Origin of the sequence: Pseudomonas libanensis, from assembly GCF_001439685.1 — a bacterium.
GTDB classification, from domain to species: Bacteria; Pseudomonadota; Gammaproteobacteria; order Pseudomonadales; family Pseudomonadaceae; genus Aquipseudomonas; species Aquipseudomonas libanensis.
The window spans coordinates 272,388-297,853 of record NZ_JYLH01000002.1 but is presented as its reverse complement, the minus strand read 5'-3'; the positions used below and the strand labels follow the sequence as shown (position 1 = coordinate 297,853).

Genomic DNA, 25,466 nt, shown 5'->3' with positions numbered 1-25,466 from the left:
ATGGGCCTCCTTTTCGAATTATTATTTGACGGCGCCGAAAGACAAACCGCGCACCAGCTGTTTCTGGCTGATCCAGCCAAAGATCAGGATCGGCGCGCAGGCCAGGGTCGAGACGGCGGACAACTTGGCCCAGAACAAGCCTTCAGGGCTGGAATAGGAGGCGATCAGCGCGGTCAGCGGCGCGGCGCTCGACGAGGTCAGGTTCAGCGACCAGAACGCCTCGTTCCAGCACAGGATCAACGACAGCAACACTGTGGAGGCCAGGCCACCCTTGGCAATCGGCAGCAGCACGCGAACCATTTCCTGCCACAGGGTGGCGCCGTCCAGGCGTGCGGCTTCGAGGATGTCCTTGGGGATGTCCTTGAAGTAGGTGTACACCATCCACACCACAATCGGCAGGTTGATCAGGGTGTAGATGATGATCAGCGCAATGCGCGTATCCAGCAGGCCAAAACTCTTGGCCAGCAGGTAGATCGGCATCAGCACGCCCACCGGTGGCAGCATCTTGGTCGACAGCATCCACAGCAGCGTGCCCTTGGTGCGCTGGGTTTCATAGAACGCCATGGAGTAGGCGGCCGGTACCGAGATCAGCAGGCACAGGGCAGTGGCGCTGAAGGAAATTACCACCGAGTTCCAGGCGTAGGCGAAGTAGTTGCTGCGTTCGTTGATGTGCAGGTAGTTCTCCAGCGTCGGCGTGAAGATGAACTGCGGCGGGGTGGCGAACGCATCGATTTCAGTCTTGAAACTGGTCAGCACCATCCAGAAGATCGGGAAGAAAATCAGGATCGCGATGGCCCAGGCCAACGTACCGAGCAGCAGGCTTTGCAGGCGGCGGGATTGTTGAAGTGTCATGGCGCGGCCCTCAAGGCTTGTCAGTCAGGTTTTTGCCGATCATCCGCACCAGGATGATCGCCGCGATATTGGCGATGACCACGGCAATCAAGCCGCCGGCCGAGGCCATACCCACGTCGAACTGCACCAGCGCCTGGTTGTAGATCAGGTAGGCGAGGTTGGTCGAGGCGTAGCCCGGGCCACCGTTGGTAGTGGTGAAGATCTCCGCGAACACCGAGAGCAGGAAGATGGTTTCGATCATCACCACCACCGCAATCGGGCGCGCCAAGTGGGGCAGGGTCAGGTGCCAGAAGATCGCAATGGCGCCGGCACCGTCCAGGCGTGCGGCTTCCTTCTGTTCCTGGTCGAGCGACTGCATCGCGGTCATCAGCAGCAGGATCGCGAAGGGCAGCCATTGCCACGACACAATGATGATGATCGACAGCAGCGGGTAATGCGCCAGCCAGTCCACCGGCTCGGCACCGAAGAACTTCCACAGCGCGGCGAGGATCCCCGACACCGGATGGAAAATCAGGTTCTTCCAGATCAGCGCCCCAACGGTGGGCATGATGAAGAACGGCGAAATCAACAACACCCGGACGATGCCGCGCCCGAGAAATTCACTGGCCTCCAGCAAGGCGCTGATCAACACGCCGAACACCACGCTGATCAGCAACACACTGCTCACCAGCAACAGCGTATTGGTGGCGCCGGGCAGGAAGCCCGAGTCGGTGATGAAGTAGGTGAAGTTCTCCAACCCCACAAACTGGTTTTCACCGGGGTAGAGCAGGTTGTAGCGGATCAGCGAAAAGTACAGCGTCATGCCCAGGGGCACGATCATCCACAGCAGCAGCAAGGCCACCGAGGGGCTGACAAGGAACCAGCCGGGGTTGGCCAGGCGGTTTTTTGGAGGTGTATTCATGGTGATCAGAACCAGTCAGATGCCTACAGAACCTGCGTCGGAGCGCGGTCACTGTGGGAGCTGGCTTGCCTGCGATGGTATCGCCTCGGTGCTACTGATAGACCGAGTTGTTTGCATCGCAGGCAAGCCAGCTCCCACAAAAGCCCTGCTCCTACATTTGCGCGGGTGAAGCTGGGTTACTTGGGGTAACCAGCCCGCTTCATTTCCCGCTCGGTAGTGTTCTGCGCGGCGGTCAATGCAGCATCGACGGTCTGCTGACCGGTCAACGCGCCCGAGAAAAACTTGCCCACCTGAGTACCAATCGCCTGGAACTCAGGAATGGTCACCAGCTGGATGCCGATATACGGCACCGGCTTCTCGGTAGGCTTGGTCGGGTCCGCGACCTTCAGCGATTCCAGGGTCACCTTGGCAAACGGCGCCGCCTTCATGTACTCATCGCTGTAGGTGGATTTGCGCGTACCTGGCGGCACATTGGCAATGCCGTCGGTCTTGGCCACAAGCTGGCTGTATTCCTTGGACGTGGCCCAGGTGGTGAATACCTTGGCGGCATCCTTGGCTTTGGAACTGGTCGGGATCGCCAGGGACCAGGAGTACAGCCACGACGTGCCCTTGTCGGTCTTCTCGTGGGGCGCGAAGGTGAAGCCGACATGCTCGGAGACCTTGCTCTGGCTCTTGTCGGTAACAAACGAGCCCGCCACGCTGGCATCCACCCAGATCGCGCACTTGCCGCTGTTGAACAGCGCCAGGTTTTCGTTGAAACCGTTGCTGGAGGCACCCGGCGGGCCGGATTTCTTCATGTTGTCGACGTAGAAGTTCAGCGCGTCCTTCCACTCGGGGCCGTTGAATTCTGGCTGCCACTTCTCATCGAACCAGCGCGCGCCGTAGCCGTTGGCCAGGGTGGTGATCAGCGCCATGTTCTCACCCCAACCGGCTTTGCCGCGCAGGCACAGGCCGTATTGCTCTTTGGACTTGTCGGTGAGCTTGGCGGCGAATTCGCCGATCTGGCTCCAGGTCGGGTGCTCGGGCATGCTCAACCCGGCGTCCTTGAAGAGGTCGGTGCGGTAATAGGTGATCGAGCTTTCGGCATAGAACGGCAGGGCGTACAGCGAACCCTTGACCGACAAACCGTCACGCACCGAAGGGAACACATCGTCGAGATCGTAGGAGGCCGGCAGGTCTTTCATCGGCTCCAGCCAACCCTTGGCACCCCAGAGTGCGGCTTCGTACATGCCGATGGTCAACACATCGAACTGCCCGCCCTGGGTGGCAATGTCGGTGGTCAGGCGCTGGCGCAGTACGTTTTCTTCGAGCACCACCCAGTTCAACTTGATCTCCGGATGCTCGGCCTCGAAGGTTTTCGACAGCTTTTGCATGCGGATCATGTCGCTGTTATTGACGGTGGCAATGGTCAGGGTTTGCGCGCCAAAGCTGACGGCGCTGAGGGTCATGCATGCTGTCATGCAGGTCGAGGCAAGCAGTACTTTTGCTGTGAACTTCATCGCGCACTCCATTTCCGCGCCCGGGGGCTACGGAAGGACAGTTATTGTTGTTGTGTCTTCCTACTGGTAGCCAGGAAGAGTGTGCGTCGATTACAGCCTTGAAATGGAGTTGTGACAAATCCTTGGGCGCACGCTCACTGATACTTTTTTGCACTCGATGATCGTCCCCGTGGCGCGTGGGGACGATCGATGCCGTATTTAACGCTCGATATCAGCCAGTACCCGCTCAGCCAACAACCGAGACACCTCGATCAACTGGGCAATACCCAGCGCGCCTTCTCGTCGCGAGCCGTCGAGATCAAAGGCGAAATCAGAGGTGAGGGCGTGGGCGGAGGCGAGTGATTCGCTGAGGTTGACCAGTAGGTCTTGAGTGCAGATGCCGTCTTTCACGGTGAATAGCACGCTGGGTGTTGGATCGATTGGGGGATTTTGGGTGGGTTTGATCATGGTCAAGCTCCGCAGATGTATTAAAGGAGCCGGAGAAATACAGGCCGCGACGCCCGACCGCTGAGTGTGCAGCGGTGTACGGAGACTAGAGGTTGAGTGTCTTAGGGACAACCTCAAATCCTTGTCAGACGTTTCTGCGTTTCCCGCTACCTAGCCGAACGGTCAGTTGTTTGGCTTTGTACCAGTCAGCACCATCTTCCTTGCGCCATTTCGGCGCCATCTCTCTGCATAACTCAACGCCAAGACCGCGTTTGAGTACCCCTGCGCGCTAAAAAGGACGCAACATGAAGAACATTGATTTTCGAACCCAGCAGCCAATCGGACCGATCAACGCCCGCAACGACGACTGCGTGGAGGGCCAGATGTGAGGCGCTACAACATCACCACTGGTTCAACCACCACGGCGGGTGGCAGAGTAATCAGCGGTTGTGAGCGCACCAGCTTCAACGGCGAATTGATCTCAAGGGAGGGTGACCGGGTCGCTTGTCCAGCCTGCGGCACTGAAGGCTTCATCGTGCTCACCGGCCCTCATCTGCACGAAGAGTGGGACGGCAAGCAGGCGGCGCTTGAGGGGGATCTGTGTATCTGCAAATGCGATCCGCCGCCGGAGTTGATTGCCAATCAGAGCTTCAAATCTCAGCAGTTCGGCCCCCAGCCTCAACGATTCACCGCCGCTGGAATGGGGCCGAACGCATCCGCCTCGCCCCCTTCCAGGTTTTCCGCGCCCGTTGCGCCGAATCGTGCCGCTGATGCATGCGTTTTCGCCAAATCATGCGTTTCGGTGCCGGCCGGTTCTACGGCTGCGGGCGCCGCCCCGGAAAACGCCAAAAACTTTGGCACCACGGCCCTCATGGCTTCAACCGGTACCACGGGCGCCGTCGGCAGGGTTGTAGGAACACTCGGCAGCGACCTCGGTGCCTGGGCTGTACGAGGGTTGGCCGGCGCCAGCTCCACCCTCAACCTCATGCTGCTGGCTTTCTGGCCTCGGGATATCGGTGATTCAACGCTGTACACCCCGGAGCAGTTGGAAGGGATGCGCTCGGCTAGTACGCGAGTGCGGTTCCAGTTTCGCCAGGATGAGTCAGGGGAAATGCGTGTTTACGGCATACATACCCAGCCTGGAAGTGGCGCTGACCGTGTACCCGTTGTGCAAGCCAGATGGAATGCGGACAAAAGCGCGATGGGGGCGGTGCTGGATGGCATCAGCATCACTTGGACGCCGAATCATGGACCGGTGGTCAGTGTGCCGAGCCCGTATCCCGGCACAGCGGAACGTCTGGATAACGTGTTTGTTCATCCGATTGCAGTGGGGCAAGATTCAGCAATCAGCCACTATCCAGGGCGCGATGCAGAGAAAATCACCTGGCAGGATACGATCATTTCGTTTCCGGCTGATTCGGGTGTGCCGCCGCTGTATCTGGTGTTTGCCAAGCCGGTAGTCAGGCCATTGGAGGTTGATACTTATGGTGCGTTCAGTGGACGACTGCGCAGCGGGTTGCACGTGGACCACATACCCTCGCAGGCAGCGATAAGACGTCATCTCGAACGCTATGCGATAAGTTTTACGGAGAAGCAGCTCAAGGAAGCGTTAAATAATGCTGCGAGCATTGCGATTCCATCCTACATCCACCAAAAGTTTAGTGAGACTTACGGTTGGCGAAACACGGATAAAAAACAGACGTTAGATGCTGATGATCTGCGTCAGGCGGCAGACAGCAATTTCGATGCTATCAAGCCATACCTTCTAGATCACGGCTTCGCTGAGTCTGATCTCGAGATGGCACGCACCCAAATGCATAAAGTCAACGAAAGCCAGGGGTGGTACTAGGATGGAAGCAGTAAAAATTGATCGGTTGGTAAAAGGCTTGGGGCGCACCTACGATGATTTTGTTGCTGAGGGTTTACTTCGTGCCGGGTCGATAAAATCACTATTTGAAAACAGTCAAAACTCCCATTTCATTCATAAACCAGAGCCAGGCGTTGAGCTTTGGTTTTGGGCTGAAACCATGAGATTGGAGCGAATCGTTTTTTGCCTGATTTCACTGGCACAGGGCGAGTCCAAGTATGCAGGTGAGCTGCCTGCACCCCTCGTACGGCCAATGAACCAAGAGAGCATCCGAAAAACACTTGGAACGCCACACGAGTCCAAAGGGCCAGTGAAATTACCGTTACCGATTGGAGCTACAGGTGGATGGGACTCTTATCGCCTCAGTTTGGAAATTCACCCAAATGCGAGGGTTGCCATGCAGTATTTACCCGATAAATCCGTATGTGGTTTAGTGTTCACTTTGGTTGATATGGGCCGCGATTGAACCCGTATAAAACCCTACTGCCAAACACGCTTGGAGCCAAGACCGAGACACCAAGCGTGCAAAACAAATGGCAATTAAACTTGTGGCGAGGAATAACTCATGAGCGAATCCTTTACTCGTTTCGCCTTTGGAGATGGCCGCGTATCAGGAGATGATCGTTCCCACGCGGGAACGATCATCAGAACTTCAGGACGCTTGCGCAAAAAACGCACAAAATGAATGAATCGCAGGGGTGGTACTGATGGAGGCCGCCATGATTAGTCGCTTGGTAGGGGGGCTCGGCTTCTCGTATAACGAGCTGGTGGGCCAGGGGCTCATTCAAAATTTGCCACTCAAGCGGCTCTTTGATGCCTCTGATAACGAAGAGCTCATTCAGAATCCAGTACCCGGCGTGAAGTTGTGGTTTTGGGAAGAAACAAAACGCTTGGATCAGGTAATGATCATTCTGATTCAGACAGTAGGTCAGCCTGTGTACAGCGGGCAATTACCCCAGCCGTTCAAATTAGATATGGATCAGCAGTACGTGCGTGAGGTTTTAGGTGTACCAACTGAGACCAAACCCCCCGTAAAACTACCCGGTGGTATGGGGGGGAGAGGCGGGGCGGATATTTATTATTTGGACCAGAGAGCACAGTCCAACGTAATGGTGACTCTTAGCTATCTGGAGAATCTTAGGGTGAACAACATCAGTTTCTCCTTGATCAATTCTGGCCACGATTGACCTACCCCCACAGCCCTGATGTCCGTCAGCTAATGGAGTCCCATTACTGACGGACATCATGAAGGGGTCATGCCTTTAAACTGCTGAGAGCGCTGATTGAAGTTTGAAAATAAATACGTCCCTCATTTTCATCCTTTTTTCACCCGGCTTTTTCTTTCAACCAGTCAAACAGGCGAAAAACACGCCCAAGCCTACGGCGCCACGGTCTGACCGGCCCTATCACATTGATCGTATCGATCACCATGATCTGGTTGGATTTGAAATTAAGCCGCACTGAAACCTCGCCGGTCACTGTGGACCTGAGGTAGAACCTGTACAGGCTGGGCTTCCAAGGTGCGATGTTATGCAGTTCATCCGAGCCTCCCGGATGGGTGGCAACGAGTGTTTCGCCGGTTCGGTCGCCCCGTAGCCGAATGGTCAGTTCAACCTCTTCAAGCCCGGTCAATGGCCGGCCCCAGTCTCTGGCTACCCCTCTGGATAACCAGCGATACTGACCATCGTATTCGTCCTCGTATATCTCGCCCTCGCCGGTCCAGTTCCACGTGTCCCCGGGTTTATCGAAACGTATGGATTCGTTGATGGCAAAGGGCGTTGCCGACTTTTTCATGGAAGGTGAAGTCCGCTTGGATGCCTGAGCCCCATCATGATTAACCTCGAGGCTGCGCGACACTGTCAGAGTTGACAGTCCTGACCAACGGAAAGTCCTGCTTAAGCCAGGTTTTGCTCAGTTAAGCGCTGCACCGCCAAGCGCCGGTAGTGTGAGGGCGTCATGCCTTTAAGCTGCTGAAAGCGCCGATTGAAGTTGGAAATATTGTTGAACCCCGACTCAAAACACACATCCGTCACGGCCTTATCGCCGTCGGCCAGCAATTCACAGGACTTGCTGATACGCAGCCGATTGACGAATTCGATAAAAGTCCGCCCGGTGGCCTGTTTGAACACCCGGGAAAAATACGTCGGCTTCATATCCAGGTATTGCGCAACTTCCTCCAGGGGCAACTCCCTCGCGTAGTGGGCAAAGATGTAGTCCACCGCCCGGTTGGTGCGGTCGATACTGTGTTCATCGGCTTGCTGTGGCGTGGTCACGCCGGAGAGCAGTTGGTAGTCGTCGCAGGCGCTCAGCACTTCCAGCAGGATGAAGAAATGTCCCAGGCGCGCCATGCCTTGGGCTTCCTCAATGCGCTGCATCAGGGCCATGGCCTGGGCGATGGTTTGTTTGCTGCGGAATTCGATGCCGTATTGCGCGCGTTCCAGCAACGGCGCCAGGCTCTTGAGTTCGGCAAACGTATGGCTGCCTTGCTCGAACAGCTCATCGGTGAAGTTCACCAACATGTCGCGCTTGGGCACTACTTCGCCTTCCTCTACCTGGCTGATCCAGTTGTGGGGCAGGTTGGGGCCGGTGAGGAACAGGCTTTCGGGGTAGAAGTTGCCGATGTAATCGCCGATAAATACCTTGCCCGAGCTGGCGACGATCAGGTGCAGCTCGTATTCCTTGTGAAAATGCCAGCGCACCAGCGGGCAGGGGAAACCGTGCTGGCGATAGATGATGGACAGGCCGTTGTGATCGTCCATCAGCTCGTAGGAAGGGTCGGTGATGCGCGTTGCTCGGGTCATGCTGCCGTCGCTTTATTGTGGTTGCGACCCGAATAATGCCCCGTTGTGCACGGCCCTGCCAGCGTCAAGCGTCTGAGCGTGCGCCACTGCATCCTGTACGAGTAGGATTACAGAAGATTTTTATCTGAAACAGGCACGGGTGAGGGCTTAGTCATGATTCGTGATGCACGTTCCAGCGATGCAAATAGCATTGCCAGCGTTCATGTCAGTAGCTGGCAACAGGCTTATCTTGATCTGATGCCTGCGGATTTTTTGGCCTCGCTGACTGCGACCTTGCCTAAGAGGGAGGCTGCTTGGGCTCATGCGATTGAAAGCAAAGCGTCTGACGTTTTCGTTTCAGAGGTGGATGGAAAGGTTACTGGTTGGATTTCAGTGGGGCCTTGCCGGGATGAAGACAAGGCTTGCGCAGAAGCGGGAGAGGTCATGGCTATCTACGTGTTGGCAGAATATTGGGGCAAGGGTATAGGCGCCCAGTTATGGGCGTCAGGTTTAAAGCGTTTGGTTGATCAGGGTTATAAGGTGATTACCTTATGGGTTTTAGCTGAAAACCAAAGAGCGGTGCGCTTCTATCGAGGGCTCGGAGGGCGGGAAGAGCTTGGCAGCCGTCGCACGCTCGTGCGTGGCGGGGTGTCCCTGGAGGAGGTGAGGTATGTCTGGGAGCGTTAGGGCTCAGCGCTGACCGATTCGACTTGCCGCGCAGTGGCGACAAGCCTGAATCACGCGTTATATGCTCTTTGCGTTGCTCGATTGCCTAGATGTTGCGGTTTTTTGCCTCGATCCACTGGGACATGTACTGGGTACTTTTATGCGCATGATGGCGCAGCATGCTGCCGGTAAAGTTGTCCCGGCGATGAGCTGCGAGGTTGCGGCGGCATTGCTCCAGGCACTCGACCAAGGCTGGCCCGTGGAAGGCTTGGTCATAGCGTCGAGCCAGGAGCTGACGCCCACGTTCCTGGGCCTGGGTCCATCGCTCGCGGTCCTGGTAGAGGGCCACGGCAGCGGCAGCCAGGGCCGGGGCGTTGTGCTCGATCGCGCCGGGCCAGGGTTGATCATCGCCCATGGCTTCGGCACCGGTGGGGGTGGTGACATTGGGTGTGCCGCACAACATCGCGTCGACCAGCTTGCCTTTGATCCCCGCACCAAAGCGCAGGGGCGCCAGGCAGATACGCGCCGCCGTCATCACTTGCAGCGCATCTTCGGCCCAGTTCATCACATGGAACCCCTGGGCCGGGTTGTGCAGGGCGGTGGCCTTGGGCGGCGTGTAGGCGCCATAGATATGCAACTGGGCGCCCGGCAGCTGTTGGCGGATCAGCGGCCATAGGCTGTTCTTCATCCATAGCACCGCATCCCAGTTGGGTGCATGGCGGAAGTTGCCGATGCTGAGAAAGTGCGCACGGTCTTCAAAGGGCGCAAAAGCACGGGTGGGCGGCTGCAGCATCAGCGGGCACCAGTGCAGCAGGGCGGCGGGCACCTTGAATTGCTCGGTGAGCAGGCGGATTTCCACGTCGGAGATCATCAGGCTGATGTCGCAGCGGTAAATGGCTGCGATCTCGCGCTTGGCCAGGTCGGTGTCGGCCATGCGTTGGAATTCTTCCTTCAGCGCCGGGGCGAAGAGGGCGCTGAAGTCGTCGCCGTCGGGATGGGCTTTCACATGCTCCTTGAGGCGCTGATGACGTGCGTCGCGCAGGCTTTGCAGGTCGGAGGTCTCCAGTACGCGCAGGGCATCGGGGCAGCATTGTTCCACGCGCCAGCCGAATTGCTCCTCCATCATGAAACGGTCGAACAGCACGATATCCGGGGCCAGTTCGCGGATAAAGTCGTCGAAGCTGCTGTTATTCAGTTCGATGGCGCATTCGGTAATCCCGAGTGCTGGCAAGTCGGCCTTGTGCTCGCCAATGGTGGCCGGGCTGCTGAAGGTAATGTCCCAATCTTGTGTAAGAAAAGTTTCGAGGATCTGCATCATATGCCCGCCGGCGGCCGAGGAACGGGGCTCCGGCCAGACATAACCAATGACCAGGACTTTGGTGGCAGGCGCTTTCATCGACAGCGGTTTCCTTGTGAGGGCGGGCAAAAAGCGCGCAATTAAACCACAACCGGCAGGCATGACAATTTATGTCTGGCGGTAGGTAGCCACGTCACTTTGTGGTTAACTTCGGCCTCTCGAATTCGTTTAACCAAAACCCAGCATAAGGATTTCGTTCATGGCTCAAGTCACCCTTAAAGGCAACCCGGTCCAGGTTGAAGGCGAACTGCCAAAAGTCGGCGCCAAAGCCGCAGACTTCACCCTGACCGCCGGCGACCTGTCCAACGCCACCCTCGCTACGTTTGCCGGCAAGCGCAAAGTGCTGAACATCTTCCCAAGCGTTGATACCCCAACCTGCGCCACTTCCGTGCGCAAGTTCAACGCCCAGGCCAACGATGTGGCTAACACCGTGGTGCTGTGCATCTCCTCCGACCTGCCATTCGCCCAGGCACGCTTCTGTGGTTCCGAAGGCCTGGAAAACGTGAAGAACCTGTCGGACTTCCGCAACGCCGACTTCGCCGTTGACTATGGTGTTTCCATCGCCGACGGCCCACTGCAGGGCCTGACCGCCCGCGCTGTCGTGGTGCTGGACGAAAACGACAACGTGCTGCACAGCGAGTTGGTCAAGGAAATCGCTGAAGAGCCCAACTACGATGCAGCCCTGGCTGTGTTGAAGTAACTGTTTCTGCGCGTAACTGTCGTTTGGCAGTAACACGTATGATGCATGATTGCGGCCTGGCCTAGTCCAGGCCGTTTTTATTTGCAGCTCAAATGCTTAGCGAAACAGCCGTCGGACTAAGCCACAGAACTTAAAAGTTGTAAGCCCAAGGTAAATAGCCGGTAAAGGTGCTTTTCTTAACGCATCCCAGTGCTTATCTTTCAGCCTCCCCAAGTAGAAGCTCTCGCGCCCAATGGTTGATCACTCCATGCAATCCTCCCCCCGCAACTCCCGTCGCTGGCTGTTTGGCCTGCTCGTGCTGCTGGTTATCGCCGGCCTGTGCTGGAAATTCTGGCCCAGCGGCGCGGCCCATAAAGACGCGCCGGCCGGGCACACCGGTAAAACCGGCATGGCACGCCCGGGCTTCGGCGGTTCCACCGGCCCGGTGCCGGTGCGTGTGGCGCCGGCAGTGCTGGGGGAGTTCCCGGTGTACTACAAGGCCCTGGGCACGGTCACGGCGCTCAACACTATTAATGTGCGCAGCCGTGTGGGTGGCGAGTTGGTGAGGATTGCCTTTGAAGAAGGGCAAATGGTCAAGGCTGGCGACCTGTTGGCGGAAATCGACCCGCGCAGCTACCAGAACGCCTTGCTCCAGGCCCAGGGCACGCTGTTGCAGAACCAGGCCCAGCTGAAAAACGCTCAGGTGGACGTCGAGCGTTATCGCGGGCTGTACGCCCAGGACAGTATTGCCAAGCAGACCCTGGACACCGCCGAAGCGCTGGTCCTGCAATACCAGGGCACGGTCAAGACCAACCAGGGCGCGGTGGACGACGCCAAGCTCAACCTCGAATTCACCAAGATCCGCGCGCCGATCGGCGGCCGCGTTGGCTTGCGCCAGCTCGACGTCGGCAACCTGGTCGCCGCCAATGACACCACGGCCCTGGCGGTGATCACCCAGACCCAGCCGATCAGCGTGGCCTTCACCCTGCCGGAAAACACCCTGGAAACCGTGCTCGCCCGTTACCACGCCGGCAACAAGCTGCCGGTGGAAGCCTGGGACCGTGGCGACACGAAAAAGCAGGCCGTCGGCGTGCTGCAAAGCCTGGACAACCAGATCGATGTCACCACCGGCACACTGAAGTTCAAGGCGCGCTTCGATAACAAGGACCAGGCGCTGTTCCCCAACCAGTTCGTCAATGTGCACTTACTCGCCGACACCCTGCATAACGTGGTGCTGGCACCGTCTGCGGCGATCCAGTTCGGCAACACCGGCACCTTTGTCTACAAGCTCGACGGCGACAATAAGGTCAAGGTCCAGCCTTTGGTGCTCGGTGACACCGACGGCGACAACACCGTGATCAAGGAGGGCCTGGTCGCCGGCGACCGCGTGGTACTGGAAGGCACCGACCGCCTCAAGGACGGCAGCGAAATCGAAGTGGTCAATGACAGCAGCGAAGTGCCGACCACGCCGACCGAACACCTGCAAGGCAAGCCTGCGGCAAAAGGGGAGACCGGCGCTGACGCCGGCAAGGCGCAAAAGGTCGGTTCATGAACCTGTCACGCCTGTTCATCCTTCGCCCGGTCGCCACCACGCTGAGCATGCTGGCCATGGTGCTGGCCGGTGTCATTTCGTACCGCTTGCTGCCGGTGTCGGCCTTGCCCCAGGTGGACTACCCGACGATCCGGGTGATGACCTTGTACCCCGGCGCCAGCCCTGATGTGATGACCAGCGCGGTGACCGCACCCCTTGAGCGCCAGTTCGGGCAGATGCCCGGGCTGACCCAGATGGCGTCCACCAGCTCCGGCGGCGCCTCGGTGTTGACCCTGCGTTTCAACCTCGACATCAATATGGATGTTGCCGAGCAACAGGTGCAGGCCGCAATCAACGCCGCCACCAACCTGCTGCCCAAGGATTTGCCGGCGCCGCCGGTGTACAACAAGGTCAACCCGGCGGATACCCCGGTGCTGACCCTGGCAATCACCTCCAAGACCATGCTGCTGCCCAAGCTCAATGATTTGGTCGACACGCGCATGGCGCAGAAAATCGCGCAGATCAGCGGCGTCGGCATGGTCAGCATCGCCGGTGGCCAGCGCCAGGCCGTGCGCATCAAGGTCAACCCCGAGGCCCTGGCGGCCAATGGCTTGAACCTCTCGGACGTACGCGCCCTGATCGCCGCCTCCAACGTCAACCAGCCCAAGGGTAACTTCGACGGCCCCACCCGCGTGTCGATGCTCGACGCCAACGACCAACTGGTCTCGCCCGAGCAATATGCCGAACTGATCCTGGCCTACAACAATGGCGCACCCCTGCGGCTCAAGGATGTCGCGCAGATCGTCGACGGCGCCGAAAACGAACGCCTCGCCGCCTGGGCCAATGAGAACCAGGCGGTGTTGCTCAATATCCAGCGCCAGCCGGGCGCCAACGTGATCGAGGTGGTGGACCGCATCAAGGCCCTGCTGCCGAGCATCACCGACAACCTGCCGGCCGGGCTCGATGTGACCGTGCTCACTGACCGTACCCAGACCATCCGCGCCTCGGTCAAGGATGTGCAGCATGAACTGCTGATCGCCATTGCCCTGGTGGTGATGGTGACCTTCCTGTTCCTGCGTCGGGTCAGCGCCACGATCATTCCGTCCATCGCCGTGCCGCTGTCCCTGGTGGGCACCTTTGGCGTGATGTACCTGGCCGGATTCTCCATCAATAACCTGACACTGATGGCCCTGACCATCGCCACCGGGTTTGTGGTGGACGACGCCATCGTCATGCTGGAGAACATCTCGCGCTATATCGAGGAAGGCGAGACGCCGATGGCCGCCGCGCTCAAGGGCGCCAAGCAGATCGGTTTCACCCTGGTGTCCCTGACGCTGTCGTTGATCGCGGTATTGATTCCTTTGCTGTTCATGGCCGACGTGGTCGGGCGGCTGTTCCGTGAGTTCGCTATCACCCTGGCAGTGGCGATCCTGATTTCCCTGGTGGTGTCCCTGACCCTGACGCCAATGATGTGCGCGCGCCTGCTCAAGCGAGAACCCAAGGAAGAAGAGCAGGGGCGCTTCTACAAAGCCAGCGGTGCCTGGATCGATTGGCTGATCGAAGCCTACGGCCGCAAATTGCAGTGGGTGCTCAAGCACCAGCCGCTGACCTTGCTGGTGGCCATCGCTACCCTGGGCCTCACGGTAGTGCTGTACCTCGTGGTGCCCAAGGGCTTCTTCCCGGTGCAGGACACCGGGGTGATCCAGGGGATTTCCGAGGCGCCGCAGTCGATTTCGTTTGCGGCGATGAGCCAGCGCCAGCAGGAGCTGGCGAAGATCATCCTCGCCGATCCGGCGGTGGAAAGCCTGTCTTCCTATATTGGCGTGGATGGCGATAACGCCACCCTCAACAGCGGCCGCTTGCTGATCAACCTCAAGGCCCACGGCCAGCGCGATTTGAACGCAGCACAAGTGATTACGCGACTGCAACCTGAAATCGACAAGCTGGTGGGCATCCGCCTGTTCATGCAGCCGGTGCAGGACTTGACCATTGAAGACCGTGTCAGCCGTACCCAGTACCAGTTCAGCATGTCGTCCCCGGATGCCGAGTTGCTGGCGCTGTGGAGTGGCAAGCTGGTGCATGCCCTCAGCCAGTTGCCGGAACTCACCGACGTTGCCAGCGACCTGCAGGACAAGGGCTTGCAGGTGTACCTGGTGATCGACCGCGACGCGGCCTCGCGCCTGGGCGTTAACGTCGCGACCATCACCGACGCGCTGTATGACGCCTTCGGCCAGCGGCAGATTTCCACCATCTACACCCAGGCCAGCCAGTACCGCGTGGTGCTGCAGGCTCAGTCCGGCGAGACCCTCGGCCCGGCGGCCCTTAACCAGATCCATGTGAAGACCACCGATGGCGGCCAGGTACGGCTGTCGAGCCTGGCCCACGTGGAGCAGCGCCAGGCGCAGTTGGCGATCGCCCATATCGGCCAGTTCCCGGCGGTGATGATGTCGTTCAACCTGGCCCCCGGCGTCGCACTGGGCAAAGGTGTGGAGCTGATCAACCAGACCCAGAAGGACATTGGCATGCCGGTGGGCGTGCAAACCCAGTTCCAGGGTGCGGCCCAGGCGTTCGAGGCGTCGCTGTCGAGCACCTTGCTGCTGATCCTGGCCGCGGTGGTCACCATGTACATCGTGCTCGGTGTGCTCTATGAGAGCTATATCCACCCGATCACTATCCTATCGACCTTGCCGTCGGCGGCGGTGGGGGCCTTGCTCGCGTTGCTGCTCAGTGGCAACGACCTGGGCATGATCGCGATCATCGGCATCATCCTGCTGATCGGTATCGTGAAAAAGAACGCGATCATGATGATCGACTTCGCCCTCGACGCCGAGCGCAACCAGGGCCTGGACCCGCAGACCGCGATCTACCAGGCGGCGCTGTTGCGCTTCCGGCCGATCCTGATGACCACCCTGGCTGCGTTGTTCGGCGCGGTGCCGCTGATGCTCGCCACCGGTTCCGGTGCAGAGCTGCGCCAACCGCTGGGCCTGGTGATGGTGGGGGGCTTGCTGGTGAGCCAGGTGTTGACCCTGTTCACCACGCCGGTGATCTACCTGTACTTCGATCGTCTTGGCCGGCGCTGGCGCAAAGAACCGCAACGCCTGGAGCCGGTTGAGCCATGAACCTGTCCGGACCTTTCATTCGCCGGCCGGTAGCCACCATGCTGCTGAGCCTGGCGATCATGTTGCTCGGGGGCGTCAGCTTCAACCTGCTGCCGGTGTCGCCGCTGCCGCAGATCGACTTTCCGGTGATCGTGGTGTCGGCCAGCTTGCCCGGCGCCAGCCCCGAGGTGATGGCGTCCAGCGTAGCGACGCCGCTGGAGCGTTCCTTCGGTTCGATTGCCGGCATCACCACCATGAGCAGTTCGTCGAGCCAGGGTTCCACGCGGGTGATCCTCGCGTTCGATTCCGACCGTGATATCAACGGCGCGGCGCGGGAAGTGCAGGCGGCCATCAACGCTTCGCGCAACCTGCTGCCCAGCGGCATGCGCAGCATGCCGACCTATAAGAAGATCAACCCGTCCCAGGCACCGATCATGGTGTTGTCGCTGACCTCCGATGTGTTGCAGAAGGGCCAGTTGTACGACCTGGCCTCGACCATCCTGTCCCAGAGCCTGTCCCAGGTGCCGGGCGTAGGCGAGGTGCAGATCGGCGGCAGTTCGCTGCCGGCGGTGCGCATCGAGCTGGAGCCCAAGGCCCTCGACCAATACGGCGTCGCCCTGGACGATGTGCGCAACACCATCGCCAACGCCAACCAGCGCCGACCCAAGGGTTCCCTGGAAGACGGTGAGCGTAACTGGCAGATCCAGGCCAACGACCAGTTGGAAAAAGCCAAGGACTACGAGCCGCTGTTGATTCGTTACCAGGATGGCGCAGCCCTGCGCCTGCGGGACATCGCGAAGATCACCGATGGCGTGGAAGACCGCTACAACAGCGGTTTCTTCAACAATGACTCGGCGGTGCTGCTGGTGATCAACCGCCAGTCCGGCGCCAACATCATCGAGACGGTCAGGCAGATCAAGGCCCAGTTGCCAGCGTTGCAGGCGGTGCTGCCGTCCAGCGTCAAGCTCAGCCTGGCCATGGACCGCTCGCCGGTGATCGCCGCCACCCTGCATGAAGCCGAGATGACCTTGCTGATTGCCGTAGGCCTGGTGATCCTGGTGGTGTATCTGTTCCTGGGTAACTTCCGCGCTTCACTGATCCCGACCCTGGCGGTGCCGGTGTCGTTGGTGGGCACCTTTGCGGTGATGTACCTGTACGGTTTTTCGCTGAACAACTTTTCGCTGATGGCGCTGATCCTGGCCACCGGGCTGGTGGTGGACGACGCCATTGTGGTGCTGGAGAACATTTCCCGGCATATCGATGAAGGTGTGCCGCCTATGAAGGCTGCGTACCTGGGGGCCCAGGAAGTCGGCTTTACCTTGCTGTCGATGAACGTGTCGCTGGTGGCGGTGTTCCTGTCCATCCTGTTCATGGGCGGGATTGTCACCAACCTGTTCCGCGAATTTTCCATCACCTTGTCGGCGGCGATCATTGTCTCGCTGATCGTCTCGTTGACCCTGACGCCGATGCTCTGCGCCCGCTGGCTCAAGCCCCACGACAAAAACCAGCAGACCGGTTTGCAGCGCTGGAGCCAGAAGATCAACGACCGCATGGTCGCCGGCTACGCCACCAGCCTGGATTGGATCTTGCGCCATCGGCGCCTGACCCTGCTCAGCCTGTTGCTGACGATTGGTTTGAACGTCGCGTTGTACGTGGTGGTGCCAAAGACCTTTATGCCGCAGCAGGACACCGGCCAACTGATCGGCTTCGTGCGTGGCGACGATGGCCTGTCGTTCAGCGTGATGCAGCCGAAGATGGAGATCTTCCGCCAAGCGGTGCTCAAGGACCCGGCAGTGCTCAGCGTGGCGGGCTTTATCGGCGGCAACAACGGTACCAACAATGCGGTGATGCTGGTGCGCCTCAAGCCGATCAGCGAGCGCAGGATCTCCGCCCAGGCGGTAATCGAGCGCTTGCGCAAGGACGTGCCGCTGGTGCCGGGCGGGCGTCTGTTCCTGATGGCCGACCAGGACCTGCAGTTTGGTGGCAGCCGCGACCAGACCAGCGCGCAGTACTCCTACATCCTGCAAAGTGGTGATTTGGCCGCGTTGCGCCTGTGGTACCCGAAAGTGGTTGCGGCCATGCGCGAGTTGCCGGAGCTGACCGCCATCGACGCCCGCGAGGGTCGGGGCGCGGCCCAAGTCACGCTGATTGTCGACCGTGACCAGGCCAAGCGCCTGGGCATCGATATGGACATGGTCACGGCGGTGCTCAACAACGCCTACAGCCAGCGGCAGATTTCCACCATCTACGACAGCCTCAACCAGTACCAGGTGGTGATGGAGGTCAACCCCAAATATGCCCAGGACCCGATTACCCTCAATCAGGTGCAGGTGATCACTGCCGATGGTGCGCGGGTGCCGTTGTCGACCATTGCCCATTATGAAAACAGTCTCGCAGATGATCGCGTCAGCCATGAAGGCCAATTCGCTTCGGAGAATATCGCCTTCGACATGGCTCCCGGCGTCACGGTAGAGCAGGGCACGGCCGCTATCGAGCGGGCGATTGCCAAGGTCGGCTTGCCCGAAGATGTGATCGCCAAGATGGCCGGCACCGCCGATGCCTTTGCGGCCACGCAGAAGGGCCAGCCGTTCATGATCCTGGGCGCATTGGTGGCGGTGTACCTGGTGCTGGGCATCTTGTATGAAAGCTATATCCATCCGCTGACGATCCTTTCGACGCTGCCTTCGGCCGGGGTGGGCGCCATGCTGGCCATCTACCTGACAGGGGGCGAGTTCAGCCTGATCTCCTTGCTGGGCCTGTTCCTGCTGATCGGGGTGGTGAAGAAGAACGCTATCCTGATGATCGACCTGGCGCTGCAACTGGAACGCAACGACGGTATGGGGCCGCTGGAATCGATCCGCAGCGCCTGCCTGCTGCGTCTGCGACCGATCCTGATGACCACGCTCGCCGCGATCCTCGGCGCCTTGCCTTTGCTGCTCGGCACTGGCGATGGTGCGGAAATGCGTCGCCCCCTGGGCCTGACCATCATTGGCGGCCTGGTTTTCAGCCAGATCCTGACCCTCTACACCACCCCGGTGGTCTACCTCTATCTCGACCGCGCGCGCCATCGTTTCAACGCCTGGCGCGGCGTGCGTACCGATGCTGCCCTGGACACTGCGCTATGACCGATTCAACCCCAAATAAAATCTTCGTCAATGGCATGAAGTCATTGGCCGTGATGGTGTGCGCAGTCATGCTCGGCGCCTGTGCCATTGGGCCCGACTACCAGCGCCCGGAGGTCATCGAACCGGCGCAATTCAAGGAAGCCCAGGGCTGGCGCCAGGCTAATCCGAGTGACTCCCTGGCCCGCGGAGCCTGGTGGGAGCTGTACGGCGACCGCCAACTGAATGACTTGGTCGTGCGCCTCAACGCCTCCAACCAGACCGTCGCCCAGGCCGAAGCACGTTTTCGCCAGGCCAAGGCGCTGGTGCGCAGTTCACGCGGGGCGTTCTACCCCAGCGTCGACCTGAGCGTCGGTAAAACCCGCGCCAGCCAGGGCACCGGTAGCAGCAGCGCGAGCCTCAGCAGCTCCAGCAGCGGTATTCGCGACACCCTCAATGCGCAGTTGGGCGTGAGTTGGGAGGCCGATATCTGGGGCAAGTTGCGACGTGGCTTGGAGGCTAACGAAGCCAGCGCCGAGGCCAGCTCGGCGGACCTGGCCGCGATGCGCCTGAGCCAACAATCGGAACTGGTGCAAAGCTACCTGCAACTGCGGGTCATGGACGAACAGACACGCCTGCTGCAAGCCACGCTGGACACCTACCAACGCTCATTGAAAATGACCGAAAACCAATACCGCGCTGGCGTAGCTGGCAAGGACGCCATTGCCCAGGCGCAAACCCAGCTCAAGACCACCCAGGCCAGCCTGATCGACCTGATCTGGCAGCGCGCCCAACTGGAAAACGCCATCGCCGTATTGATCGGGGAAGCCCCGGCCAACTTCAACCTGGCCGTGAGCAAGGAAATTCCGGCACTGCCACAGATACCGGTGAGCCTGCCATCCCAGTTGCTCGAACGCCGCCCCGACATCGCTTCTGCGGAGCGCTCGGTGATCGCCGCCAACGCCAATATCGGCGTAGCCAAGGCGGCGTACTACCCGGACCTCAGCCTGAGCCTGCAGGGCGGCTATTCCAGCAGCACCTATGAGGATTGGATCAGCCTGCCGAACCGCTTCTGGTCGGTGGGGCCGAAACTGGCGATGACCCTCTTTGATGGCGGCCAGCGCTCGGCGGAAGTCGACCGCACCGTGGCCAGCTACGACGAGACCGTGGCCAAGTACCGCCAGACGGTGCTGGACGGTTTCCGCGAGGTGGAAAACTACATGGTGCAACTCAAGGTGCTGGCGGACGAGGCGGTGGTCAGCAATGAAGCGCTGGAGTCAGCGCGTGAATCGTTGCGCCTGACCGAGAACCAGTACAAGGCGGGGTTGATTGCCTACCTGGATGTGGTCACGGTGCAAGCGACGGCCCTGAGTAACGAGCGTACGGTGCTGAACTTGCTGCAGTCGCGGTTGGTGGCGAGCGTGCAGCTGATTGCGGCGCTGGGGGGCGGCTGGGACGGCCAGACTTCCCTGGCCGAGAAGGAGTGACCCGGCCCAAATGTGGGAGGGGGCTTGATCCCCGATGGCGGCTTGGCAGCCGACCAGTATTTGACTGATGGTCTCGGTCCAAATGTGGGAGGGGGCTTGCCTCCGATGGCGGCCTGACAGCCGACCAGTATTTGACGGGTGGTCTCGGTCCAAATGTGGGAGGGGGCTTGCCCCCGATGGCGGCCTGACAGCCGACCAGGATGTTGGATCAGACCGTGTACATATCCATTGCTGCGGTAACGACCACTATTGGTTCCGCTTTTACAGCGGGTCACTTTTGAAAAGCGCAAAAGTAACCAAAACGCTCTTGCCCCACCACTCGGCACCTCGCCCAGGCTCGGTGTGCCCGTAATCCGACAGGGATTTGGGGGGCCGCCGCCACGCGCCATCCATGGCGCGGGGCGGCTAAACCGGCATCCCTGCCGGTTTACCCCCCAAATCCCTGTCGAATTCCGGCCAGCGTGGTTTAACGGGGCGCCTGAGATCAAAAGCAGATCAAGATCAAGGTCAAGAGCGGCTCGCTTCGCATCGTGGTTACTGACGGTCGCTACGTCAGAGTTGTGTAGATACCCATGGCCATCGGGGGCAGTCGAATCCTCGCATCGCCCCTCCCACATTTTAATCATCCTTGGTGGCCAGAAAATGCCTCATGAGGCCATCCGATTGACGCCAAAAAATCACTAATGGCCTTCTGATAATTAATCACCTGCCCCAGATTCATTCTCGCTACAATCGCCCGCTTTGCCACCCTGCACGGGCTTTTACACCCCGGTAGCCCGCGAGAAGTCCCATGCTGATCGGTAGCTATTCAACCTCCCTTGTCGTGATTTCCCTGTGCGTCGCTGTGCTGGCGTCCTACACCGCGTTGGACCTGGCCGGGCGTATCGCTACCGCCAAGGGGCGCGCCGTTTATCTATGGATCAGCGGCGGTGCATTGGCGATGGGCGTCGGTGTCTGGTCCATGCACTTTATCGGCATGTTGGCCCTGCGCCTGCCGTTTACCCTTGGGTTTGACCTGGGCATCACTGCGCTGTCGCTGTTGATTGCGGTGTTATCCAGTGGCTTCGCCTTGTGGCTGGTCAGTCAGCCACGCCTGCCGGCCTGGCAGTTGGCGTTCGGTGCGTTGGTCATGGGGGCTGGTATCGCCAGTATGCATTACACCGGCATGGCTGCGATGCGCATGACCCCGGGTATCGACTATGACCTGACCCTGTTCGGCGCTTCGTTATTGATCGCGGTAGTGGCTTGCGGTGCGGCACTGTGGATCGCCTTCAACCTGCGCCGCAACACGCCTTATGTGCGCCTGGCGCGAGGTGGTGCGGCAGTGGTGATGGGTGTGGCTATCGTCGGCATGCACTTCACCGGGATGGCCGCGGCGCGTTTTGCCGACGACAGCTTTTGCGGTGCCGCACTGACGGGCGTGAGCGGCAGGGGCCTGGATAACCTGGTCTTGGTGACCTCTTTGGCGGTGCTGGTCATTGCGCTATTGACCTCGCTGCTCGACGCACGCCTTGAAGCGCGCACCGCCGTGCTCGCCGATTCCCTGACCCTGGCCAACCAGGAGCTGACCCACCTGGCCCTGCATGACATGCTCACTGGCCTGCCCAATCGCACGCTGCTGGCGGATCGCATCCAGCAAGGTATCCAGGCGGTGAATGAGCGGGGCGGCTGTTTTGCCTTGATGTTTATCGACCTGGATGGCTTCAAGCCGGTCAATGACGCCTTTGGTCATCACATGGGCGACCAGTTGCTGCGCGAGGTCGGCCTGCGTCTGCGCGAGGACTTGCGCAGCCAGGACACCCTGGCCCGTATTGGCGGTGACGAGTTTGTGCTGCTGGTGCAATTGACCCAGCCGGACGATGCCATGGGCTTGGCCGAGCGCCAGGTCGGCCTGATCAACCGCACCTTCAAGGTCGCCGAGCATGAGTTGAACATCTCTGCCAGCATCGGCATCGCCCTGTTCCCGGGCAACGGCAGCAGCCCTCAGGAATTGTTGATGAACGCCGATGCGGCGATGTACCACGCTAAGGGCATGGGCAAGAACGGCTACAGCTTCTTCGATGTATCGATGAACACTAATGCGCGCAAGCAATTGCAACTGTTGCAGGACCTGCGCAATGCCCTCGAACATGGGCAGTTTCGCTTGTATTACCAGCCCAAGTTCGACGCGGTGAGCGGTATTGCGGTGGGCGCCGAGGCGTTGCTGCGCTGGGAGCACCCGCAGCAAGGCCTGCTGTTGCCGGCCACTTTTATCGCACTGGCGGAGAAGACCGGGCTGATCATTCCCATTGGCGAGTGGGTACTCAACGAAGCCTGCCGCCAGATGAGCCTGTGGTACGCCCAGGGTTATGGGAGCTGGCGCATTGCCGTGAACCTCTCGGCGTTGCAGTTCTGTCACGCCGGGTTGGTCAACAGCGTAGCGGCCGCCCTGGAGCGTCACCAATTGCCCGCCAACAGCCTGACCCTGGAAATTACCGAGACCACCGCCATGAGCGATGCCGACGCGAGCATGACGGTGTTGCAGCAGCTCTCGGACATGGGCGTCGACCTGTCCATCGATGACTTTGGCACCGGCTACTCCAGCCTGATGTACCTCAAGCGCCTGCCGGCCAACGAGTTGAAGATTGATCGCGGCTTCGTGCGCGACCTGGAACACGACAGCGACGACGCGGCGATCGTCTCGGCCATCGTGGCCCTCGGCCAGGCCCTGGGCTTGCGAATTGTGGCCGAAGGCGTGGAAACCGATGTGCAGCAGGATTTTCTCACTCGCCTGGGATGTGATTCGTTGCAGGGCTACTTGTTGGGGCACCCATTGCCAGCCGATAGCTTCATGGCAGATATCCGGAGCGCCGAACAAACGGTAGCGCCTGACAAAAGCTATGAGTGACGGGTATTCTTGGATCCAACCCTAAACATCAGGTTGAATCTGGAGACCGCAGCCATGGATAAAGTTGTCATCATCACCGGAGGTAGCCGTGGTATTGGTGCCGAGACGGCGCTGCTGGCCGCTCGCGAGGGGTATCGCATCTGCATTAATTACCACTCTGACGAGAAGGCCGCCCAGGGCATGCTTGAACAAGTGCGCGGTTTGGGCGCCCAGGCCATTGCGGTGCGCGCCGATGTCAGCAGCGAAGATGAGGTGATCGCGTTGTTCAATCGCGTGGACGCCGAACTGGGCCGTGTCACGGCACTGGTCAATAATGCCGGCACGGTTGGGCATAAGTCGCGGGTCGATGAAATGTCCGAATTTCGTCTCCTGAAAATCATGAAGACCAATGTGCTGGGCCCGATCCTGTGCGCCAAGCATGCGGTGCTGCGCATGTCGCCCCGGCATGGCGGCCAGGGTGGCAGCATTGTCAACGTATCGTCGGTGGCGGCGCGCCTGGGATCGCCGGGTGAGTATGTCGACTATGCTGCGTCCAAGGGTGCCCTGGACACCTTCACGCTTGGCCTGTCGAAAGAGGTCGCGGGTGAAGGCATTCGTGTCAACGCGGTACGTCCCGGCTACATCTTTACCGATTTCCACGCCCTCAGCGGTGACCCGGACCGGGTCAGCAAGCTGGAGTCCGGCATTCCCATGGCCCGTGGTGGGCGCCCGGACGAGGTGGCGGAGGCGATTATCTGGCTGCTGTCGGACAAGGCTTCATACGCCACCGGAACCTTCCTGGATCTGGGTGGAGGACGTTAAATCTCGAGGCTAGCGCCCCAGGTTTTGCAGCACGTCGTAGCCGTCTTGCGCGAATGCTGCTAGTAGGCGCGCCTCGGAATTTTTACGGGTGGAATAGCCCACCGTTAAAACGAACGCACAATCCGCCCTAGCGTTTCCATGGCCTTTTCCGACGCCTCGGTCCACGGGCTGCCGTAGTTCAAGCGAATGCAATTGCTGAACCGTCGGGTCGCCGAAAAAATTGGCCCCGGGGCAATGCTGATGCCTTGGGCCAAAGCCATTTTGAACAATTTCAGTGAGTCGGTCTGTTCCGGCAATTCCAGCCACAGGAAATACCCGCCGGCCGGCTGGCTGACCCGTGTCTGGGCCGGGAAGTAACGGGCGATGGCTGCCAGCATGGCGCTTTGCTGTTCTTCCAGGGCATAGCGCAGTTTGCGCAGGTGCCGGTCATAACCGCCGTGCTGCAGGTAGTCGGCAATTGCCGCCTGGGCCGGCATCGATGGGCACAACGAGGTCATCAGTTTCAGGCGCTCAACCTTCTGCGCGAAACGCCCGGCCGCGACCCAGCCGACGCGGTAACCCGGTGCCAGGCTCTTGGCAAAGGAACCGCAGTGCATCACCAACCCTTCTGTATCGAAAGCCTTGGCCGGCTTGGGCGCTTGCTGCCCGTAATACAGCTCTGCATAGACGTCATCTTCGATCAACGGCACCTGATGGCTGCGCAGCAGTTCCACCAGCGCCTGTTTTTTTGCCTCCGGCAAGGTCGCGCCCATGGGGTTCTGGAAGCTGGTCATGGTCCAGCAGGCCTTGATCGGATAGCGCTCAAGGCATTGGGCAAGGGCGTCGAGGTCAATGCCGTCGCGTGGGTGCACCGGGATTTCCACGGCCTTGAGCTTCAGGCGCTCCAGCACTTGCAGGCAGGCATAGAACGCCGGGGCCTCGATGGCAACCAGGTCGCCGGGTTCGGTCACGGCCTGCAGGCACAGGTTCAGTGCTTCAAGGGCGCCATTGGTGATCAACAGCTCCTCCATGGGCAGCATCAGGCCGCCGACCATGTAACGCAGGGCAATCTGTCGGCGCAGTTGCGGATTGCCCGGCGACATGTCGGTGACGACCAGGCGCGGGTCCATTTCGCGGCTGGCACTGGCAAGGGACCGAGCCAGACGGGGCAGTGGGAATAACATCGGGCTGGGGAACGCCGAGCCAAAGGGCACGGTGTTGGGGTCCTTGATGGAGTCCAGGACCGAGAACACCAGTTCGCTCACGTCTACATCGGTGGATTCGTGCACCTGCTCACTCACCTCCGGTTCGGAAAACGGGCTGGGCGCATGGGTGTTGACGAAGTAGCCGGAACGCGGCCGTGCGCGAATCAGGCCGCGGCGCTCCAGCAGATAGTAAGCCTGGAACACTGTGGACGGGCTGACGCCATAGGTCTGGCTGGCATAGCGCACCGAGGGTACGCGCTGGCCAGGGCCGAGAACGCCGGAGCGGATCAGTTCTGCGATGTCGTCGGCGAATTTTTCGTAGCGTTTCATGGGGGCCTTAAACAGGTTTT

19 protein-coding genes are annotated in these 25,466 nt (G+C 59.9%); 11 read left to right on the top strand and 8 right to left on the bottom strand.

Annotated features, from left to right (window positions below):
- Positions 1 to 21 precede the first annotated feature (21 nt).
- The 4 genes from TU73_RS03965 to TU73_RS03950 all read right to left on the bottom strand — a co-directional run bounded on the left by TU73_RS03965 (position 22) and on the right by TU73_RS03950 (position 3,699).
- Complete coding sequence (locus tag TU73_RS03965) at positions 22 to 852, bottom strand: carbohydrate ABC transporter permease (protein WP_005788583.1); 831 nt, start codon at positions 850 to 852, stop codon at positions 22 to 24.
- Positions 853 to 862: 10 nt separating this feature from the next.
- On the bottom strand, positions 863 to 1,753 hold the full coding sequence (locus tag TU73_RS03960; protein ID WP_057011082.1) for a carbohydrate ABC transporter permease: 891 nt from the start codon (positions 1,751 to 1,753) through the stop codon (positions 863 to 865).
- A gap of 176 nt (positions 1,754 to 1,929) precedes the next feature.
- A complete protein-coding gene (locus TU73_RS03955) occupies positions 1,930 to 3,252 on the bottom strand; it encodes an ABC transporter substrate-binding protein (RefSeq protein WP_057011081.1) in 1,323 nt (440 codons plus the stop codon).
- 198 nt (positions 3,253 to 3,450) lie between these two features.
- The gene (locus TU73_RS03950; RefSeq protein ID WP_057011080.1) at positions 3,451 to 3,699 is read right to left on the bottom strand and encodes a DUF6124 family protein; all 249 of its coding nucleotides are present in this window, start codon (positions 3,697 to 3,699) and stop codon (positions 3,451 to 3,453) included.
- Positions 3,700 to 4,063: 364 nt separating this feature from the next.
- Here TU73_RS03950 and TU73_RS03945 point away from each other — a divergent pair, with 364 nt between their 5' ends.
- The 3 genes from TU73_RS03945 to TU73_RS03940 all read left to right on the top strand — a co-directional run bounded on the left by TU73_RS03945 (position 4,064) and on the right by TU73_RS03940 (position 6,732).
- The gene (locus tag TU73_RS03945; protein ID WP_057011079.1) at positions 4,064 to 5,527 is read left to right on the top strand and encodes an S-type pyocin domain-containing protein; all 1,464 of its coding nucleotides are present in this window, start codon (positions 4,064 to 4,066) and stop codon (positions 5,525 to 5,527) included.
- A gap of 1 nt (position 5,528) precedes the next feature.
- Positions 5,529 to 6,011 carry a DUF6392 family protein gene (locus TU73_RS28010; protein WP_082642541.1) on the top strand — a complete coding sequence of 161 codons (483 nt, stop codon included), beginning with the start codon at positions 5,529 to 5,531 and terminating at the stop codon, positions 6,009 to 6,011.
- Between the two features lie 253 nt (positions 6,012 to 6,264).
- Positions 6,265 to 6,732: a DUF6392 family protein gene (locus TU73_RS03940; RefSeq protein WP_231984799.1), complete on the top strand. Its 468-nt coding sequence runs from the start codon at positions 6,265 to 6,267 to the stop codon at positions 6,730 to 6,732.
- 139 nt (positions 6,733 to 6,871) lie between these two features.
- Here the strand turns inward: TU73_RS03940 and TU73_RS03935 are convergent, their stop codons facing one another.
- Positions 6,872 to 7,339, bottom strand: a complete 468-nt coding sequence (locus tag TU73_RS03935; protein ID WP_057011078.1) for a hypothetical protein — start codon at positions 7,337 to 7,339, stop codon at positions 6,872 to 6,874.
- 101 nt (positions 7,340 to 7,440) lie between these two features.
- Positions 7,441 to 8,346, bottom strand: a complete 906-nt coding sequence (locus TU73_RS03930) for an AraC family transcriptional regulator (protein WP_057011077.1) — start codon at positions 8,344 to 8,346, stop codon at positions 7,441 to 7,443.
- Between the two features lie 153 nt (positions 8,347 to 8,499).
- Between TU73_RS03930 and TU73_RS03925 the strand changes: the two genes are divergently transcribed.
- The gene (locus TU73_RS03925; protein ID WP_057011076.1) at positions 8,500 to 9,012 is read left to right on the top strand and encodes a GNAT family N-acetyltransferase; all 513 of its coding nucleotides are present in this window, start codon (positions 8,500 to 8,502) and stop codon (positions 9,010 to 9,012) included.
- A gap of 85 nt (positions 9,013 to 9,097) precedes the next feature.
- Here the strand turns inward: TU73_RS03925 and TU73_RS03920 are convergent, their stop codons facing one another.
- Entirely contained in the window at positions 9,098 to 10,387 is a 1,290-nt protein-coding gene (locus TU73_RS03920) for a glycosyltransferase (RefSeq protein ID WP_057011075.1), read from the bottom strand.
- A 160-nt stretch (positions 10,388 to 10,547) separates the two neighbouring features.
- On the opposite strand from TU73_RS03920, the gene tpx reads away from it, so the two are divergent.
- The 7 genes from tpx to TU73_RS03885 all read left to right on the top strand — a co-directional run bounded on the left by tpx (position 10,548) and on the right by TU73_RS03885 (position 23,932).
- Entirely contained in the window at positions 10,548 to 11,048 is a 501-nt protein-coding gene (tpx, locus tag TU73_RS03915; protein WP_003190967.1) for a thiol peroxidase, read from the top strand.
- A gap of 232 nt (positions 11,049 to 11,280) precedes the next feature.
- Entirely contained in the window at positions 11,281 to 12,579 is a 1,299-nt protein-coding gene (locus TU73_RS03910) for an MdtA/MuxA family multidrug efflux RND transporter periplasmic adaptor subunit (protein ID WP_057011074.1), read from the top strand.
- Positions 12,576 to 15,677, top strand: coding sequence for an MdtB/MuxB family multidrug efflux RND transporter permease subunit (locus TU73_RS03905; RefSeq protein WP_057011073.1), 3,102 nt, complete (start codon positions 12,576 to 12,578; stop codon positions 15,675 to 15,677). The genes TU73_RS03910 and TU73_RS03905 overlap by 4 nt, the downstream gene beginning before the upstream one ends.
- A complete protein-coding gene (locus TU73_RS03900) occupies positions 15,674 to 18,781 on the top strand; it encodes an efflux RND transporter permease subunit (protein ID WP_057011072.1) in 3,108 nt (1,035 codons plus the stop codon). Before TU73_RS03905 ends, TU73_RS03900 begins: the two co-directional genes overlap by 4 nt.
- A 35-nt stretch (positions 18,782 to 18,816) precedes the next feature.
- Entirely contained in the window at positions 18,817 to 20,244 is a 1,428-nt protein-coding gene (locus tag TU73_RS03895) for an efflux transporter outer membrane subunit (RefSeq protein ID WP_231984823.1), read from the top strand.
- 790 nt (positions 20,245 to 21,034) lie between these two features.
- The gene (locus tag TU73_RS03890; RefSeq protein ID WP_057011070.1) at positions 21,035 to 23,131 is read left to right on the top strand and encodes a putative bifunctional diguanylate cyclase/phosphodiesterase; all 2,097 of its coding nucleotides are present in this window, start codon (positions 21,035 to 21,037) and stop codon (positions 23,129 to 23,131) included.
- A 54-nt stretch (positions 23,132 to 23,185) separates the two neighbouring features.
- On the top strand, positions 23,186 to 23,932 hold the full coding sequence (locus TU73_RS03885) for an SDR family oxidoreductase (RefSeq protein WP_057011069.1): 747 nt from the start codon (positions 23,186 to 23,188) through the stop codon (positions 23,930 to 23,932).
- A 104-nt stretch (positions 23,933 to 24,036) separates the two neighbouring features.
- Here the strand turns inward: TU73_RS03885 and mapR are convergent, their stop codons facing one another.
- Positions 24,037 to 25,446, bottom strand: a complete 1,410-nt coding sequence (gene mapR / locus TU73_RS03880; RefSeq protein ID WP_057011068.1) for a GntR family transcriptional regulator MpaR — start codon at positions 25,444 to 25,446, stop codon at positions 24,037 to 24,039.
- Positions 25,447 to 25,466: the final 20 nt, after the last annotated feature.